The following is an 18,081-nucleotide window of genomic DNA, read 5'->3' as shown; positions in this document are numbered from 1 at the left end:
TTCGTTTTTTGGACTGCCAAGCATCCCCGCCAGCGTTACCTTGCGCTGTTGAATCGACAATAGCAGCAGCTCTCCAGCGGTGCAATGAAACGATTCATATTTGAGGGCGGGATTTCACGCGCGCGCCGGCATCTTCCGCATGCCCCGCTCTGGCGGCCTTCGAGCTTTCGGCTGCGGGAACCTGGCGACGGGCGATCCAGAGCAGTGCTAAGGCCGCGAGCGAAGCGGGCAGGCTAGCGAGGATGCCGATGGACAAGCTGCCTTGGGCGGCCGACACCTTGCCGACGAGATAGGGGCCGAACGCCGATCCGATGAAGGTGCTCATCAGGGACAGGATGGCCGCCGCCGTGCCGCGCATGCGGGGCATGACAAGCTCCTGGATGGTGGCGGCGCCCGCGGGCAGCCACATGATGCCGAAGAACACGACCGGGACGTTCAACAGGAAGAAGACCGTTGGATTCCGGGTGATGCACATGCCGATCACGAAGGGGATCGGGATGATGACGGAGGCCAGGCCGACATGAATCCGGCCTGCCGGGCTTCGGCGCAGCATCAGGTCCGCCAGTCGCCCGCCCGATATGACGCCCAGCATGCCGAATATGGTCGTGGTGAGGCCCAGCACGGTGCCGACGGTCGCTTTATCCAGGGCCATGGAGCGAAGGGCGAGCGGCGCGGTCCAGAAGCCGAGATTGATGGTCAGCATGGAAGCGAGGCTGAAGCCCAATGTCGCGCACATGAAGGCGGGCGTGCGCCAGGTCAGGGCATGGGCCGCCGGATCGCGGGTCCGCAAGATCTGCGCGGAGGAAAAGATGGCGTAGGACACCAGGCCGAGCGCAAGCCATTGCAGCACGTCGCCCGTCGCATGAATGAGCGTCCAGCTCAGCAAGATGGCAAAAGCCGCGAAGAGGATGTTATGGCCGAATATGCGCGGCCCGCAGCGCGCCGTCTGATACAGGGTGAAGGGCGGGATCACGCTCGCGACATCGTCGAAGAAGCTTGACCAGAGGCCCGGCGCACTTGGCCTTTCGATCCCGTCGGCCAGCCCCCGCAAGGGTTCGCGCAGCGTCGCGACGACCACCGCCAGCGCCATGCCCGGAATCGCCAATATCAGGAAGGCCGCCTGCCAGCCCTCTAGGCCGAATGGTCCCACTTTGCCGAAGGTCTCCGTCCAGCGGACCACCACGAAGGCGCCGGCGGTGAAGGCCAGGCCCTGACCGAGATAAAGGCCCGCGCCATATATGCCCAAGGCCATCCCGCGACGCGTGCGGGAGAACCAGTCGGACAGCAGCGAGTAGGAGATCGGCGCCGCTGCGGCCTCTCCGATGCCCACGCCGATCCGCGCCACGACAAGCTGCCCGACATTCGCCGCCAGCCCGGAAAAGGCGGTCATGGCCGACCACAGGACCAGGCATACGGACATCAGGCGAATGCGCCTGCACTGATCGGCCAGGCGGCCCAGCGGATAACCGAACAGGGCGTAGAACACGCCGAACGCCGTGCCGTGCAGGAAACCGAGCTGGGCGTCGGTGAGCTGAAAATGCCGCTTAACGTCTTCGGCCAGGATCGAGAGGATCGTGCGATCCATCCAGGCGACGGAATATACGCCCAGAAGGACGAAAAGAACGAAATGGGCATAACGGCCATCCGCCAGATAGGGGGAAGCGGCCGGCCCGGAATGGCCTTTGCCGGAGATATGGCGCGGGCCGCTGACGGTCTCTCCCATTTTATTCGTCCTTTATCCGAACGGCGTCAGCCTGTTCACTTTGACACGGAGGCCGTCCGGTCGGGGACCGGCACGGTGGAGAGCCTTCAATCCACCAGTTGCGCGATCGAGCCGGTGATGCAAATCCCCGCGCCATCGGCGGCGTAATTTTTGTTGATGAAGATCATCACGGAGGTGAGCGCTTCGGCGGCCGCCGAATTTGCGAGCGGCCCCGCATGAAGACCGCGCAGCCCGGCCGCTTCTGCAAGCGCCACGACGCGCGCCCGCGCCGCCTTCTGATCCCCGAATATGAGTACGTCGCAATCGACGTTTTCGTCGGTGGCGAGCTTGTGGGCCGCGACATTGTGAAAGGCCGACACCAACTGCGCGTCGTCGCCCAGCATGCGTTGCGCGACTAGAGCGGCGCAGCCTTCGGGCGGGAGCTGCACCCGGGCGACCTTCGGCGGCATGAGGGGAACGGTCGTGTCCACGACCAGCTTGCCCGCGACCATCGGCCGTATGTCCTCCAATATCGCGGCCTGGAAGGCGAAAGGCACGGTGACGACGATGATGTCGGCCTGCCTTGCCGCCTCCCCATTGCTGGCTCCCCGCATCGCCGGAGAAGCCAGTTCCCCGTTCAGTCGGGAGGCTTCGGCTTCGGCTTTCGCCGCGTCGCGCGATCCGATGATTACCGGATAGCCGGCCTTGGCCCACTGCCGCGCGAGCGCCCAGCCCAGATTGCCCGTGCCGCCTACGACCGCAATGGTCGGCTTGTCTGTCGTCATAGTGAATTCCCGCAGGTCATGAGTTGGGAGGAGAGAGGGCTTTTCCGGTTGCGCGCCGCGCCATGGGGCGGTGTCAGCACCACCGGAGCGAGGGGGGCGGCGGCGAAGGCCTTTGCGCGCCGTTCCTCGCTTGCATCGGCATAGAGGGTGGTGCGAAGCCGGGGTCGGCGTCCGATCGAGCCGATCGCCGCTTCCATCTCGGGCGGCGAGAATTCCTGTCCATGCTGCGCGCCCGCGGCCCTTGAGATGCTCTCATTCATCAAGGTGCCGCCAAAGTCGTTGGCGCCCGCCCGGAGGCAGTGCAGCGCGCCTTCCAGTCCCATCTTCACCCACGACACCTGAATATTGGGCACCAGCGGATGAAGGACGAGCCGGCCGATCGCATGCATCAACACCGCCTCCCGGAACGTGGGGCCTTGGCGGGAGCGGCCCCGCAGGGCCATGGGCGCTTCCTTCGATACGAAGGGCAGAGGCACGAACTCCGTCAGTCCGCCGGTGCGCTGCTGAAGACGGCGCAGGGCAAGGATATGGCGCGCCCAATGCTCGTACCGGTCGACATGGCCGAACATGATGGTGGAGGTGGTGCGCAAACCCACCCGATGCGCGGTTTCGACGATGTCCAGCCATGAAGCGGTGGACAATTTGTCGGGACAGATCTGAGCGCGCACCTCATCGTCCAGGATCTCGGCGGCGGTGCCCGGCAGGCTCGACAGGCCGGCATCCTGCAATCTTTCGAGAAATACCGCGGGGGAAATGCCAAGCGTTCCGGCGCCGTGATGGATTTCGAGCGGGGAGAAGGCGTGGATGTGGATGCCCGGCGCCGCGTCGCGGGCGGCGCGGCAAATGTCGAGATAGGTCTGTCCCGTATAATGCGGATGGATGCCGCCCTGCATGCAGACCTCGGTCGCGCCCCGGTTCCATGCTTCGGCGGTGCGCCGGGCGATCTCGTCCAGGTCGAGATTATAGGCGGGTCCGCCTAGCGCATCGTGGCGGCTGCCTTTCGAAAAGGCGCAGAAATGACAATGATAGCCGCAGATATTGGTATAGTTGATGTTGCGCGTCACGACGTAGGAGATCGCGTCGCCGGTGGTCTTTGCGCGCAGCCTGTCCGCCGCGTCGCAGATGCTCGCCAGATCATCGTCGCGGGCGGTGAACAGCCGGGCGACGTCATCCTCAGCCAGTTCGTCGCCCGCCATGGCTCGCTCGGTCAGAGAGAGGATCGAGGGGTGGGCGGACCGATGGCGCAAGGATGGCGCGGGAGGCGCAGGATGTCCGGCATCACCGACCGTCCAGCGGTCTTCCCGGGCAAAGCCGCCGCCATCGCTCCTGGCCAAGATGGCGGGCGTCAATGCCGGGTCGATCCACCGGTTCAGGTCGCGCAGGAAGTCGGGATAGAGAGGCAGGCGCGGAACCAGCGTCGCGCCTGCAGCGGCCGTATGATCGCGCAGTTTGGCGATATGGGGCCAGGGCGCCTCGGGATTGACATGGTCGATCGTGACGGGAGAGATGCCGCCCCAATCGTCGATCCCGGCGTCGAGCAGAAGCGGGTAATCGGACGCCGACAGGTTCGGCGGCGCCTGGATGTGCATTTGCGGCCCGAACATGATGCGGGCGGCGGCCAGCGTCCACAGCAGATCTTCCAGGTCCGGCTCTTGGGCCGTCGCCATCCTGGTCCCCGGCTTGGCGCGGAAGCTCTGGACGATGATCTCCTGGATATGGCCATGCCGCCGGTGCAATTCGCGGATCGCGCCCAGCGTTTCCAGCCGTTCGGCACGCGTCTCTCCGATGCCGATCAGTATGCCTGTGGTGAAGGGAATCCGCAGCTCGCCGGCAAGGGCGATGGTCGTCAGCCGGTTCGCAGGCGCCTTGTCCGGCGATCCATGATGCGGGCCGCCGGGCTGGCACAGTCGTTCCGATGTGCTTTCCAGCATCAGGCCCTGGGAAACGGACGTGGTTCTGAGCAACGCCATCTCGTCGCGGGAGAGGGTTCCGGGATTGGCATGCGGCAGCAGTCCTGTCTCTTCGAGGACGAGTCGCATGGCTTCGGCAAGATAGGATATGGTCGTTTCGTGGCCCAGTTCCGACAAGGCGTGGCGTGCCGCCGCATATCGCAGTTCCGGCTTTTCGCCCAGAGTGAACAGGGCTTCGGTGCAGCCGGCGTCGCGACCGGCGCGGGCGATCCGCAAAATCGCCTCGCGGTCCAGGAAGGCGGGCTCGCCGCGCCGGGGCGGCCTGGCAAAAGTGCAATAATGGCAGACGTCCCGGCAGAGATGCGTGAGCGGGATGAACACTTTCGGGGAGAAGGTGCGTATCCGGCCGTGACCCCCGTCGCGAATCCGGCGCGCCTGCGCCATCAAGGCGGGAAGCTCGCTGGAGAGCAGCCGATCGCCGGGATAAGAAGCCGCGCTATCCGGGGCCGGATCGGGTTCAACTGACATGTGCATCTTCCTGTCGCATCCCATCTGAAGAGGGCATCGATTCCCGATTGTCGGGCGCAAGGGCTGGCGCCCCGTTCTTCAGCAGCGGGAGACCGTCATCTAGTAGATGAAACGATTCATTGCAAGATGGCGCGTGCGATGCTAGCCATGATGCGCGGGAATTTGAACGCCGCCTTTGTTTGAGCGCGTTTATCCCAGATCATTCAGGCACGCCCCGATGCGCGCAAGAAAAGGAGATCGGAATGTATCTTGAAAGGTTTCGCCTGGACGGGCGCCGGGCTTTGGTGACGGGTGGAGGGCGCGGGATCGGCGCGGAGATTGCGCGGGCGCTGGCGGAGGCGGGCGCGGAAGTCGTGATCGTCGACATCGATGGCGAAACCGCCGAGCAAACGGCGTCGGCCCTGGTCGCGGCCGGGCGGCTCGCGCATCATCGGCAGGCCGATCTGACTCAGGCCGATCGGGTGGAGGCATTGGCCGAGGATGTCGGCCCGATCGATATTCTGGTCAACAATGCGGGCATCGTGCTTGTCATGGACCCGCTCGAAACCACGGCGGTGGCATGGAAGCGCACGATGGAGGTGAATGTCGATGCCGTCTTCTACTGTTCGCAGGCTTTTGGGCGCCGCATGGTTGAAAGGGGGGCGGGATCGATCGTCAATATCGGCTCGCTGGCCGGTTTCGGTGGCCTGCGCCCGCAAAATCCGCTGCCCTATTGCACCAGCAAGGGGGCGGTGCACACCCTCACCAAATCGCTGGCGATCGCCTTTGCACCCCATAATGTGCGGGTGAATGCGGTCGCTCCAAGCTATATCGCCGCGCCGATGACCGATCCGGCGGAAATCGGCGGAGAGGTTCGCGCCTGGGCCGAGGTCTGGATGGACATGACGCCGATGGGGCGGTTCGGAAAGCAGGAGGAAGTGGCTGCGGCGGTCCTGTTCCTGGCGAGCGACGCGGCAAGCTATTGCACCGGCGCCATAGTGCCGGTCGACGGCGGATATGGGTCCGTGTGACGGTCTGCGGGCAGGCGGCGACCGTTTAGGCCGCCGCCGGACGCGGTTTGTCCTCTCACGTTTTAAACCGCCGCCGCCGCGTCTTTTTTCGGCTTTGCGGCTTTGCGTTTGGACTTGGCGGGTTCCGCCGCTCGCGGCGCGCCGATCGAAGGGCGGGCGATATAATGTGTCGGCACGATCACATGCCGGGCCTCGCTTTCGGCGGTGCCGTTGATCCTGTCGAGCAAAAGGGTGGCCGCCAATCGGCCGACCTTGGCATAATCCCAATCGATCATGGCGATCGGGGGTGAATGCAGCTCCGCCAGGTCCGAATTGGCGGCGCCGATCACCGAAATATCCTCGGGAATGCGCAGGCCCCGGTCGTGCACGGCCCGGAGCACGCCCGAAAGCATGTCCATGCCGCCCGCCAATATGGCGGTGGGGGGCTCGGGCCGTTGCAGCATGTCGGTGGCGACGTCGTAGGCCGCGCTGGCGAGGAAGCTTTTCGAGGAGAGCAGGCTGGGATCGGGCGACAGGCCCATTTCCGCGAACGCCTCCTGATAGCCCTGCAGACGCTCGCGCGCCAGATAGAGGTGCTGATCGCCCGTGATGAGCGCGATGCGCCTGTGGCCCAGCTCCAGCAGGCTCTTGGTCGCCTGAAAAACGCCTGCACGATGGTCGACGATGACGGCGTCGAAAGATGCTTCGTTGCGATCGAACAGCACGATCGGCACGTTCAGTTCCAGTAGAAAATCCCGGAATTCCCCGACGATTGGCGTGTAGTTGCCGAATATGATCCCGTCGATCCGGCGCCGGGACAGGCTGGAAAGAAGGGTGCGCTCGCGTTCCTCGCGGCCTTCGGTGTTGGAGATGAGGAGCGAGAAGCCCGCCGCGTCCAACGTGTCGTGCGCGGCGCTGATGAACGCCATCAGCGGCGGGATGGTGAGATCGCGCAAGATGCAGCCGATCGTGCGAGTCGATCCCACGCGCATGCTCTGGGCGATCGCGTCGGGTTTGAAGCCGAGCTGGTCGATGGCCTCCAGCACTTTCTTGCGGATCGCCGGCTTGACGGAATTATGGTTGTTGAGGACGCGGGAAACGGTTCCAAGCGATACCTCCGCCAATGCGGCGACATGCCTGATCGTGGGTCTTGTATCCTGTTTCGCCACCTTATTCTTACCCGCATCTTCCCGGCATGTCGGCCCGATGGATAAGGGGCCCGCCGTTTATCGATCATGTGCCTGTCCCCTACGACATAGGGCGAAACCGGGATCGATGCAAACATCAGAAGCATCCCTTCCCGATTCCCCTGGCGGCGGAGCAATCGATATTCGCTCTTATATGAAACGTTTCATTGACAAGTTCGATTCGAACGGTATAGGTGCGCGAAACGGCTTCGCCATGCCTGAGCCATGCTCGGCTGCGGAAAATCGACAATGAAGAGGGGGAGGACGCGAATATGCGGTCACAGGCACTATATTCCGGTCGGACGGGCTCGCGCTCAAGCAGCGTGCGGTCCCGGCTGTTGCATGGCTCCTTGCTGGCGCTCTCCGCCGCATCGGCGCCTGCTGCCGCAAATGCCCAGTCAGCGACGTCGAGCGTGCGCGAGGCCAACCAATCGACGGCGCAGTTGGAAGAGATTGTGGTCACCGCCCAGCATCGCAGCGAGCGTCTTCAGGACGTGCCGATCGCCGTGACATCCCTATCGGCGGCAGCTCTTTCGCAGCAAGGCGTGTCTAGCACTTCCGATCTCGCCCAGGCGACGCCAAGCCTGATCTTCAACAGTCAGGTCGGTGCCGCCAGCCCCTATATCCGGGGCGTCGGATCGGACCTCTTCGATCCCACATCGGAAGCCGCGGTCGCGATCTATGTCGACGATGTCTATATGGCGGCGCCGCTCGCCAATCTCTTTTCCCTGAAGGGCGTCAAGCAGATCGACGTGCTCAACGGGCCTCAGGGCACACTGTTCGGCCGCAATGCGACGGGCGGCGTCATCCAGGTCCAGACGCTGGAGCCGACGCAAGAGCCCCATCTGGATTTCGCCGTGACATATGGCAATTACGACTATGTCAGCGCTTCGGTCTACGCCTCGACCGGTCTGAGCGATGCGGTATCGACCAGCATTTCGGCCTTGTATGAGGATCAGGGCCAAGGATATGGCCGCAATTTCTTCGACGGGTCGGAGATTAACAAGCAGGCGATCGGCAATATATCGGTCCGCAACAAATGGAAATTCGATCTGTCCGACGCGACGATCGTCCATGTCTCGGCCGACTATTCCGACATCGCCAATACGATCAGTTATCAGCGAATATCTGGGTCTTCTTCCTCCCTTCCGGGTGCTTCCGAACCGATCGGTTATCCGGGAAAGTTCAATGCGAACATCAATCAACCCGATTCTCTCTCCGTCAAGTCAGGCGGCGTCTCGCTGAAAGTCGATCATGATTTCGGCTGGGGCAATCTCACCAGCATTTCCGCCTATCGGAAATTGCGTAGCGTTTACGGGCTGGATCAGGATCAAACGGACTTGCCCGTCATCGACATCCTCTGGAATACGCGCTTCCGCAATTTTTCGCAGGAACTGAGGATCGCCGGCCAGGGCGATGCGGCCCTGAGCTGGATGGTTGGCGCATTCTATTATAATGCGCGGGGCTCCTATGACGATTTCGCGGTCAACGGCACGGTCTATGTGCCTTTCGACCAGCAGCGGACGGAATCCCTGGCCGGTTTCGCTCAGGCGACCGTTGAAGTCCTGCCCGGCCTGAAACTGACGGGTGGAGCGCGCTATACCTGGGAAAAGCAGAGATTCTTCTTTCCGGCGGGTGGATTGACCGATAGCCAAAGCGTGAAGAAGCCGACTTTCAGGGTCGCGCTTGATTATAAATTCACGCCGGACATTCTGGGCTATGTCTCCTTCAATACGGGCTTCAAGAGTGGCGGATATAATCTGCTTCAGCCCGGCGGAAAATTCGATCCGGAGAAACTGACATCCTATGAATCTGGCCTGAAAACTGAATTGTTCAATCGCAAGCTTCGCTTGAACATTAACGGCTTCTATTATGACTATACGAATCAGCAGGTGAACGTTTCCGAATTTGGCGGGAATGTCGTCGATAACGCTGCCGGGTCGAGGATAAAGGGCTTTGAGGCGAATTTCGACTATGTTCCCGCTGCAAGACTGAAGCTCAGCGGGGCCCTGTCGATCATGGACGGTCATTATACGGATTATTTCAACTATCAGCCGAGGGACGCCAACGGCAACAATATTGGCGGCCCCATCAACGCAAAGGGCGAGACGACGGCTCGCACGCCGAAGTTCGTCGGCAATATGTCGGCTAGATACAGTCTGCCCACCCAAATCGGGGAGGTCGTTACCAGTCTGGGCGTTCAGTATAATGACGGCTATTATTGGGTGGCGGACAAGCGGCTGCGCCAACATTCCTACACGTTGGTCAACGGCAGCATTTCCTGGACGCCCGGCGATGGCCCGCTGGACATCAGGCTGTGGGGCAAGAATCTGCTCGACAAATATTATTTCGTCATTGCGGGGCCTTCCGCCACGCCCGTTGGCGACAATCAGGTCCCGGCCGCGCCCAGAACGTTCGGCGCCACGCTGTCCTACCGTTATTGATCATATGAAACGTTTCATTGACGCGATGCCGGACGAAGGGTAAATATGGTCCAAGGTCGGCGGAATGCCGATGGCTTGCACCCCAATGGAGAGAGGCGAGAGAGGATGGACGAAGGCAATATAGTGTCCACGGAGAATATGGACATCGAAGAGAAGCTGCGGATCGAGAAGAACACGCGCAAATGGGTCAAGCATTTCATCGATAATGTCGAAGGGCAGACTTACGAGGAAGTCCTGGATAAGATGACGCCCGACAGCTATTTCGTGCTGCTAGGAAACACGCCCGTTTCGGGCAAGTTCAGCAAGGAAGAATGTTTCACCAAGATGGCCCCGCAATATGAGCGCTATCTTGTTCGGCCTACCATCAAATTCTCGCACATCATGGTCGATGGCGACATGGCGCTGTTGCGCGCGGTGGGGCAGGGCGGCAAGGCCCGCTACGGCAGCTATTCGCAGCCTTACTACGGCTATTGGTTCCGCGCCGTGGAAGAAGGCTATGCCGAGATCATCGAATGGAACGATCCGATCGAAATGGCGACCAAAATGTATGGCGCCGCGGTGGTGCCGCCGGAGGATGATCGGGACGTCTGGACCATGGCGGGCGCCTGAACGCGGCCTACCGTCCGGGGTAGAGGCGTTTGCCCGGCCGGCAATGCCCATTCCGCCCGCATCCGCCGGCGCCTTGCCGCCGGAGTTCTTGCTCAGGCGTCGGTGACGGCGAAGGCGCTGCAATCCATCGAACGGGCCGGCGTGCCGCTGAAGGCATGCCGGCGCGCCACATGCTTCGCCGCGTCGGTTCGGCTTGCGCATGCGGCCTATGCTTCAGTCATTGGGGAAGGGGGATATTGATGCCGTGCCCGGCCGTTCGTCGAAAGAGCCGATGGGGCGGCTTTCTGCTCCTTGCCCCCCTGCTGGCCTTGTCGGCCTGCAACCGCTCGTCTGGCGCGCCGACCCAGGGGCGCGATGCCGACTGGGTCGGCTATGGCAATGGGCATGACGAGCAGCGTTTCGTGCCTGTCGCGCAGATCGACGACAAGAATGTCGGCCAGCTTGGACTCGTCTGGTCGCTTGATCTGGATGAGCAATCGGCGCTGGCGGCGACCCCGATCGAGGTGGGCGGGACGCTCTATTTCAGCGGCGCCTTCGGCCATATATATGCCGTCGATGCGCGGACAGGACGACTGCTGTGGACCTATGATCCGCAGGCCAATGAGGCGGCGCCGCGCGATATTCGGCGCGCATGGGCGACCAATCGCGGCGTGGCCTATGCGGACGGCAGGATTTTCGTAGCGACCCGCGATTGCAGGATGGTGGCGGTCGATGCGCGGACCGGCAAGCTCGTCTGGCAGAGCAGCTTCCTGGTTCCCGGCAGCAATTCGACCAGCACCGGCGCGCCGCGGGCCTTCAAGGGCAAGGTGATCATCGGCAACAGCGGATCGGAATTCGGAAGCCGGGGCTATGTGACCGCATTCGATGCGAAGACGGGCAAGCTCGCATGGCGCTTCTTCACCGTGCCCGGAGACCCCGCGAAGGGGTTTGAAAATGATGCGATGGCCATGGCCGCGAAAAGCTGGTCGGGGGAATGGTGGAAATATGGGGGCGGCGGCACGCCGTGGAACGCCATCACCTTTGACGAAAGCTTCAATCAGATACTGATCGGCACCGGCAATGGCGGCCCCTGGAACAACAAGTTCCGATCGAATGATCCCAAGGGCCAGGACAATCTGTTCCTGGCGTCGGTCGTCGCCGTCGATGCGGATAGCGGGGCATATAAATGGCACTATCAATATAATCCCAACGAGGTTTGGGATTATAAGGCGACCGCCGACATCATCCTGGCCGACATCGCCGTGCAGGGCAAGACGCGCAAGGTGATGATGCAGGCGCCGACCAACGGTTTCTTCTATGTCATAGATCGCGCCGACGGAAAGCTGATTTCGGCCGGGAAGATCGGAAAGGTGACTTGGGCCGACCATATCGATCTGGCCACCGGCCGGCCGGTCGAGCGGCCCGGCATTCGCGGCGAAAAGGGGGCCGCGATCATCTATCCGGACAATTACGGCGCGCATAATTGGCAGGCCATGTCCTATAATCCCCGGACCGGCCTGGCCTATATTCCCTATATGCAGTCGGGCATGAAATATGGCCCTGCGCTGACCAGGGCGGAGGCCGTGGACGTCGATCCGAACGAAAAGCGGATCAGCTTCCGCATTGGCGCCGCCATTGAGCCCATGAAAGATCCCGGCGATCGGCTGGATGGTAAAGGGTCGCTGCTGGCCTGGGATCCGGTCGCGCAAAAGGTGCGATGGCGCGTGGATTATCCGACTTCGCTCAACGCCGGTACGTTGACGACTGCAGGCAATCTCGTTTTCCAGGGCACGAATACGGGAAAATTATACGCCTATTCCGCGACGACTGGGGAAAGACTGTGGAGCTTTGATACCAAGCTGGGCATTATCGCTCCGCCCATCAGCTATTCGGTGGACGGTCGCCAATATCTGTCTATCCTCGTGGGCTATGGCGCCATGGGCGGCATGGGTGGTCCGGGCCATGATCAGGGCTGGAAATATGGGCTTCAGCCGAGGCGGCTGCTGAGCTTCGCCCTGGGCGGAAAGGCGAACCTGCCTGCGACGCCGCCCCCGGATTTCGTGGTGCATAAGCTGGACGATCCGCGCCTTGCGCTCGACCCGAAACGGGTTCGGACCGGGGCGAAAGTCTACGCCATGCTGACATGCGGCATGTGTCACGGCGCCGCCGCGATCGCTTCGGGCAACGCGCCGGATTTGCGGGAGTCGGGCGTGGCGCTGGACCGGTCAGCATTCAAGGAGATTCTGAAAGGCGGAGCGCTCGTCTCGCGGGGAATGCCTCTGTTCGACGACCTTTCGGACCGGGAGATAGAGGATCTCTACCAATATATCCGCGCCCGCGCGCGTGCGCGGGACACGGAGCAAGCCGAGGTGAGAGGGGGGCTCTGAGATTGCACGGCAACGGCTTTCGGGGCGAACAAGGAGATGGCGATATGTGTGAAGCGACGCGTGAACTGGTCCGCCAATTCGCGGATCATCTTGAGTCCGGACGGCCTGAGCAGGCCTTCCGCATGCTCAATGCGGACGGGCGCTACATCCTGACGGGCACGACGCCCGCGTCGGGCGTTTATGAGGGGGTGGACGATCTTTTCACCCGCCTGGCGCCGCACCTTTCGCGCTTCACGGGCGCGCCGGACATCAAGGTCTCGGACGTGCTGGTGGATGGCGACAAGGCGTTTCTGCGCGCGTCCGGGCGCGCGGCGGCCGCCTATGGAACATATGATCAGCCCTATTACGGCTTTTTCCTGCACGCCAAGGGCGATGGCTTTGCGGAAATAGTCGAGTTTCTCGACACGGTGCAGATCGAGGTCGCGCTTTTCGGCAAGAAGCTGGTGTCGGCATAGAGGATGGAGCAGGCGCAGGCGGATATGCCGCCTGCGCGCTTTGCCAAGGGCCGCCCCGGCTAAATCTGGGCGCGCCCGCCATCGACGAAAAGCTCCGAGCCGGTGACGTAGCTCGAATCGTCGGAGGCGAGGAAGAGGGCCACTTTCGCCACTTCCTCCGGCTCCCCGACGCGGCCAAGCGGCACCAGGCTGGCCATGCGGTCCAGCAGGGCCTGTTGCTGATCGGCGTCGGGGCCTGCCAGTCCGACCAGGGCAGGGGTGCGAATGGGACCGGGGCTGAGCGTATTGACCCGGATATGCCGGTCCTTCAGGTCCAATATCCAGTTGCGGGCGAAATTTCTGACGGCCGCCTTGCTGGCGCTGTAGACGCTGAACGACTCATTGCCCATGCTCCCCGCCGTCGATCCCACCAGGATGACGGACGCGCCCTCCACCAGCAGGGGCAAGGCGGCCTGGACGGTGAAGAACACGCCTTTGACATTGCGGTCGAAAACATCGTCGAAATGCCCTTCGGTCACGTCCGCGAGGGGGATGATTGCGCCGCCGCCGGCATTGGCGAACAGCACGTCGATCCGCCGCTTGTCCGCCGCGATCGTCCTGAACAATCTTTCCAGATCGTCCTTCCGGGCCGAGTCGGCCTGGATGCCGGCAACATTCCCGCCGATTTGCGCCACCGCGGCATCCAGTTCGGCCTTGCGGCGGCCGGTAATATAGACATAGGCGCCCGCCTCGACGAAGGCTTGCGCGGTGGCAAGGCCAATGCCGCTGCTTCCTCCCGTGACGACCGCAACCTTTCCGGCCAATTTGCTCATGCCTTCTTCTCCGTTCGCGGCGGTCAAAGCCGCCATTAATGGGCTGCGCGACAAGAAAGGTCCGGCGCCGATCTCCGCAGATGGGTGACGGAACGTCTCCGCGATTGGATCGTCTGCAAGTGAGGGAGAAATATCCGGTCCCGCGCCGGGCGCATTCCCTGGACCACGGGATATAGGCATGCATGGCATAGTGTCAATGAAACGATTCATATTAAAATGCTCCGCATCCGCTTCCCGTCGGCTTCGGCGCGAGCGATAGGGTGCTTCTCCCAGAATAACGGCGGCCGAAGGGCATGCGGGAGCCGGGCTTCATGCAAACGCCACAATAAATATGAAACGTTTCATTGACAGTCGCCATGGGGTGCGGTAGGGGCAGGAGCAGCGCGGATAGCGGGAAGATTCCAATGGGCTTCTTGCCGCGGGGCGGCGGAGACAGCGGTTAGGTGTAAGATGGTCTCGTCCGATCGGCGCAAAAAGAAATTCGAATTCAACTGAGGATGTTGGCATGAGGCGAGTGGGTATCGATGTTGGCGGAACCTTCACGGACGTCGTTCTCATCGACGATGAGTTGGACCGTCACTGGTCGGTGAAGGTCCCAACCACGCCCGCCGACCGCGTCATAGGGGCGATCGAGGGTTTTAAGGCGATCCTGGAGATCAGCGCCTATAAGAGCGAGGACATCGATTTCGTCGGTCATGGCACGACCATGGCGACCAACATGGTGGTCGAGCATAAGGGGGCCAGGACCGCCCTGGTGACGACCAAGGGGTTCCGCGACATATTGGAGATCCGCCGGGTGTCGCGGCATGATCGCGCCGATCTGTACGATCTTCAGTTCGAGGCGCCCCGCGAACTGGTCAAACGGCGCTGGCGGCTGGAGGTCGACGAACGCATCGACGCCAAAGGCAATATCGCCAAGCCGTTGGACGAGGAGGAGGTGAAGGCGCTGGCCGACCAGCTCGCCGGATCGGACATCGAGGCTGTCGCCGTGTGCCTGCTTCACTCCTACACCAATCCCGCGCATGAACTGCGCGTGGCGGAGATATTGCGAGAGAGGCTGCCGGATCGCTTCATCACCACCTCCCACGAGGTCAATCCGGAACTGATGGAATATGAGCGCACCAGCACCGTCGTTATGAACGCGATGCTGGGTCCGGTGTGCAGCCGCTATATCCGCACCTTCAAGGGCGCGCTACGCGAACTCGGCTTCGGCGGCGAGCTGCTGTTCATGCAGTCGAACGGCGGCCTGGCCCATCCCGACTTCGTGGAGGCGCGGCCGGTCGTGCTGCTCGAATCCGGGCCTGCGGGCGGCGTGAGCGCGACCACCCGCGTGACGGAGCGGCTTGGCCTTTCGAACTCGATCCTGGGCGACATGGGGGGCACGACCTTCGACGTGTCGCTGATCCGCGACAGCAAGCCGGAGCTTCGCACTTCGGGCCTGCTTCATTCCTATACCGTTCGGTCTCCGACGATCGATATCGACTCGGTCGGCGCCGGCGGCGGGTCCATCGCCTGGATCGATGTGGGCGGCGGCGTGCGCATCGGCCCCGAAAGCGCGGCGGCGGACCCAGGCCCGGCCTGCTATGGGCGCGGCGGCACGCGGCCGACCGTGACCGACTGCAACCTCGTGCTTGGCTATATCGATCCGGACAGCTTCCTGAACGGCACTTTCCCGCTGGATGTCGAGGCGGCGCGGCGGGCGATCGAAAAGCATCTTGCCGAACCTCTCGGCACCTCCGTCCTGGAGGCGGCGCGGACCGTCCGGGCGGTGGCCAACGCCTTGATGGCGCAGGCGATGCGGCTGATGACGGTCGAGCGGGGCTATGATCCGCGGGACTTCGTCTATGTCTGCTATGGCGGCGCCGGCCCTGTCCACGCCATCGACCTCGCCAGCGAGCTGGAGATCAGGAAGGTCGTCGTGCCTGCGTTGCCGGGTCTGTTCAGCGCCTTCGGCATGACCGTCGCGGATCAGTCGATCGATAGGCAGACCTCAATCGAGAGCGAACTGGCCGCGCTTGATCCCGAAGCACTGGCGGCGATGTTCGCCTCGCTCGAGGATGAGGTGCGGGCCGACCTGTCATCCTATGTCAGCGGCGGCGCCGACATCCGGGTGACGCGGCGGGTCGATTGCCGATATGCGGGTCAGCCGGAGGCGATGACGGTCGACATCGGGGAAGGCGCGGTGGACGTGGCGGGCATCCGCGCCGCTTTCGAGGCCGCGCATATGCGGCAGTGGAATTTCATCAAGCCGGATCAGCCGATCATCTGCGTCAACATCCGGGCGCGCGCCGAAGCGGAGACGGGTTGGCGCGGAACCATAAGGTCGAACGACGGGACATCCGATCTCGAACCGCTGCAGACTTCGCGCGTGCGCCGCCTCTATCTGGGCGGGGAGATGATCGACGTTCCCGTCTTCAAGCGCGGCAGGCTTCGCGACGGCGACCGGGTGCACGGCCCGGCCGTGATCGAGGAAGCGAGCAGTTGCCTCGTCGTCGACACCGGGCACGTGGCTTACCTCGATGCCTTCAGCAACCTCATTGTAGAGCTCTGACAGCGATGGATACCATAACCTACGAAATCATCCGCAGCAGCCTGTATGCGATCGCGCGCGAGATGAAGATCGCCATGACCCGCACGGCGGGAAGCCCCATCATCCATTCCGGCGGGGACGCATCGGCCGCGATCTTCGACGATGAGATGCAACTGGTCGCGCAGGGCAATGACATACCCACGATGCTCGGCGCGGCGGTCATCTCGACCAAGGCCACCGTCCAGGCGATCGGCGCGGACAATCTGCGGCCCGGCGACGTCATCATCAGCAACGACGTCTATCTGGGGGGCGGCAATCATCACCCGGACGTGCAGTTCACCAGACCCGTCTTCGCGGGCGACAGGATCGTCGCCTATGTGATGACCAAGGGGCATTGGAGCGACATAGGCGGCCAGTCCCCCGGCAGCTTCGCGGCGGAGACCTGGGACATTTTTGGCGAGGGCGTTCGCATTCCTCCCGTCCGGCTCTATCGCGACGACAGGGTGGTCGAGGATGTGAAGACCCTGATCCTGCAAAATACGCGCGATCCCGAGACGCGGCTGCTGGACATGCAGGCGCAATATGCCGGCTGCTTCGTCGGCGGCCAGCGCATATTGACTCTGGTCGAGCGCTATGGCGCCGACGCCCTGAAGTCCGCCATGTCGCGATCGCTGGACCATTCCGAGGCGCTGATGCGCCAGGCGCTCGAAGCGATGCCCGATGGCGTGTATCTGGGCGAGGATGAGATCGACGCCGTCTACGAGGTCGACGGCGAGCGGCCCCTGATCCCCATTCAGGTCAAGATCACCAAGCAGGGCGACACGATCGAATTCGACTATAGCGGCAGCGGAGCGCAGGTGCGCGGCGGCATCAACTGCCCCTTGTCGGTCACCTACAACAGCACCTGGTTCACGGTGAAGGCGATCACCGACAACATGATCCCCATCAACCAGGGCTGCTATCGGCCGGTGAAGGTGATCGCGCCGGAAGGAAGCGTCCTCAACTGCAGCTTTCCCGCCTCCGTCGTGTCCGGCGTGACGGAGACGTCGCCGCGGGTGATCGACATGCTGCTGAAAGCCCTCGCGCCTGCGGTGCCCCAGCGCGTCACGGCGCAGAGCAACTGCGCGGCGTGCGCGGGAATCTTCGCCGGTTCCGATCCGGATGAGGATCGGGTGGCGCGGACCGGCCGGCGCTTCGCCAGCCTGTTCGACGTGCATGCGGGCGGCATGGGCGCGCGCAGTGACAAGGACGGCGTGAGCGCGATCCGCGTCTATGTCGGCAATGCGGGCGCGCAATCGGTGGAGGCCATAGAGCAGGCCTATCCGTTGCGCATAGACGAATGGAGCCTGGTGGCGGACAGCGGCGGCGCGGGCCGCCATCGCGGCGGCCTGGCCGCGCGGCGGGTCTATCGCGTCGATTATGACGAAGCGACCTTCACCGTCGCCGGAGAGCGCGAGCGTCAGGTGCCCGACGGTCTGGAGGGCGGCCTGCCCGGCAGTTGCTTCAAATGCGAGATCGAACGGTCCGACGGCACGGTCGAGACGGTTCCCGCGCGCGGCAGCCATGTCATCGTGCGGAAGGGCGACCGGGTTCTGGTGCAACCGGCCGGCAGCGGCGGTTTCGGGAAGCCGGAGGCCCGCGATCAGGCGGCGATCGCCGCCGATCTGGCCGACGGTTACGTGACGGCGGCCGCTGCGCGCCGGGACTATCGCCAGGCGGCGCCGGATAGCGGTTCCCCGACCGGGAAGGCAGCCGTTTGATGCG

At 63.1% G+C, this 18,081-nt stretch carries 12 protein-coding genes; 7 read left to right on the top strand and 5 right to left on the bottom strand.

The window, feature by feature from the left end:
• Positions 1-94 precede the first annotated feature (94 nt).
• The 3 genes from A8G00_RS04575 to cofH all read right to left on the bottom strand — a co-directional run bounded on the left by A8G00_RS04575 (position 95) and on the right by cofH (position 4,925).
• Positions 95-1,723, bottom strand: coding sequence for an MFS transporter (locus tag A8G00_RS04575; RefSeq protein ID WP_103000176.1), 1,629 nt, complete (start codon positions 1,721-1,723; stop codon positions 95-97).
• Between the two features lie 86 nt (positions 1,724-1,809).
• Positions 1,810-2,487, bottom strand: coding sequence for an NADPH-dependent F420 reductase (gene npdG, locus A8G00_RS04570; protein ID WP_103000175.1), 678 nt, complete (start codon positions 2,485-2,487; stop codon positions 1,810-1,812).
• Complete coding sequence (cofH, locus tag A8G00_RS04565; RefSeq protein ID WP_103000174.1) at positions 2,484-4,925, bottom strand: 5-amino-6-(D-ribitylamino)uracil--L-tyrosine 4-hydroxyphenyl transferase CofH; 2,442 nt, start codon at positions 4,923-4,925, stop codon at positions 2,484-2,486. The genes npdG and cofH overlap by 4 nt, the downstream gene beginning before the upstream one ends.
• A 242-nt stretch (positions 4,926-5,167) precedes the next feature.
• Between cofH and A8G00_RS04560 the strand changes: the two genes are divergently transcribed.
• Positions 5,168-5,935 carry an SDR family NAD(P)-dependent oxidoreductase gene (locus tag A8G00_RS04560; RefSeq protein WP_103000173.1) on the top strand — a complete coding sequence of 256 codons (768 nt, stop codon included), beginning with the start codon at positions 5,168-5,170 and terminating at the stop codon, positions 5,933-5,935.
• A gap of 62 nt (positions 5,936-5,997) precedes the next feature.
• Here A8G00_RS04560 and A8G00_RS04555 read toward each other — a convergent pair whose 3' ends face one another.
• The gene (locus tag A8G00_RS04555) at positions 5,998-7,083 is read right to left on the bottom strand and encodes a LacI family DNA-binding transcriptional regulator (RefSeq protein ID WP_216365597.1); all 1,086 of its coding nucleotides are present in this window, start codon (positions 7,081-7,083) and stop codon (positions 5,998-6,000) included.
• Positions 7,084-7,514: 431 nt separating this feature from the next.
• On the opposite strand from A8G00_RS04555, the gene A8G00_RS04550 reads away from it, so the two are divergent.
• The 4 genes from A8G00_RS04550 (at position 7,515) to A8G00_RS04535 (ending at position 12,975) form a co-directional block, all read left to right on the top strand.
• The gene (locus tag A8G00_RS04550) at positions 7,515-9,545 is read left to right on the top strand and encodes a TonB-dependent receptor (protein WP_172451782.1); all 2,031 of its coding nucleotides are present in this window, start codon (positions 7,515-7,517) and stop codon (positions 9,543-9,545) included.
• Positions 9,546-9,650: 105 nt separating this feature from the next.
• The gene (locus A8G00_RS04545) at positions 9,651-10,154 is read left to right on the top strand and encodes a hypothetical protein (RefSeq protein WP_103000170.1); all 504 of its coding nucleotides are present in this window, start codon (positions 9,651-9,653) and stop codon (positions 10,152-10,154) included.
• A gap of 239 nt (positions 10,155-10,393) precedes the next feature.
• Positions 10,394-12,520 (top strand): PQQ-dependent dehydrogenase, methanol/ethanol family, encoded by a 2,127-nt coding sequence (locus tag A8G00_RS04540; RefSeq protein ID WP_172451780.1) that lies wholly within the window; start codon positions 10,394-10,396, stop codon positions 12,518-12,520.
• A 44-nt stretch (positions 12,521-12,564) separates the two neighbouring features.
• Entirely contained in the window at positions 12,565-12,975 is a 411-nt protein-coding gene (locus A8G00_RS04535) for a nuclear transport factor 2 family protein (protein ID WP_025547189.1), read from the top strand.
• Between the two features lie 59 nt (positions 12,976-13,034).
• Here A8G00_RS04535 and A8G00_RS04530 read toward each other — a convergent pair whose 3' ends face one another.
• Entirely contained in the window at positions 13,035-13,787 is a 753-nt protein-coding gene (locus tag A8G00_RS04530; RefSeq protein ID WP_025547191.1) for an SDR family NAD(P)-dependent oxidoreductase, read from the bottom strand.
• Positions 13,788-14,292: 505 nt separating this feature from the next.
• On the opposite strand from A8G00_RS04530, the gene A8G00_RS04525 reads away from it, so the two are divergent.
• Together A8G00_RS04525 and A8G00_RS04520 are read left to right on the top strand one after the other, a co-directional pair.
• Positions 14,293-16,338: a hydantoinase/oxoprolinase family protein gene (locus tag A8G00_RS04525; RefSeq protein ID WP_103000168.1), complete on the top strand. Its 2,046-nt coding sequence runs from the start codon at positions 14,293-14,295 to the stop codon at positions 16,336-16,338.
• 5 nt (positions 16,339-16,343) lie between these two features.
• Positions 16,344-18,077 carry a hydantoinase B/oxoprolinase family protein gene (locus A8G00_RS04520; RefSeq protein WP_103000167.1) on the top strand — a complete coding sequence of 578 codons (1,734 nt, stop codon included), beginning with the start codon at positions 16,344-16,346 and terminating at the stop codon, positions 18,075-18,077.
• The last annotated feature ends 4 nt before the right edge of the window (positions 18,078-18,081 follow it).

Source organism: Sphingobium sp. SA916, from assembly GCF_002894065.1.
Taxonomy (GTDB): Bacteria; Pseudomonadota; Alphaproteobacteria; order Sphingomonadales; family Sphingomonadaceae; genus Sphingobium; species Sphingobium fuliginis.
The sequence above is the reverse complement of the archived record's forward strand: the minus strand, read 5'-3'. Positions and strand labels throughout refer to the sequence as shown.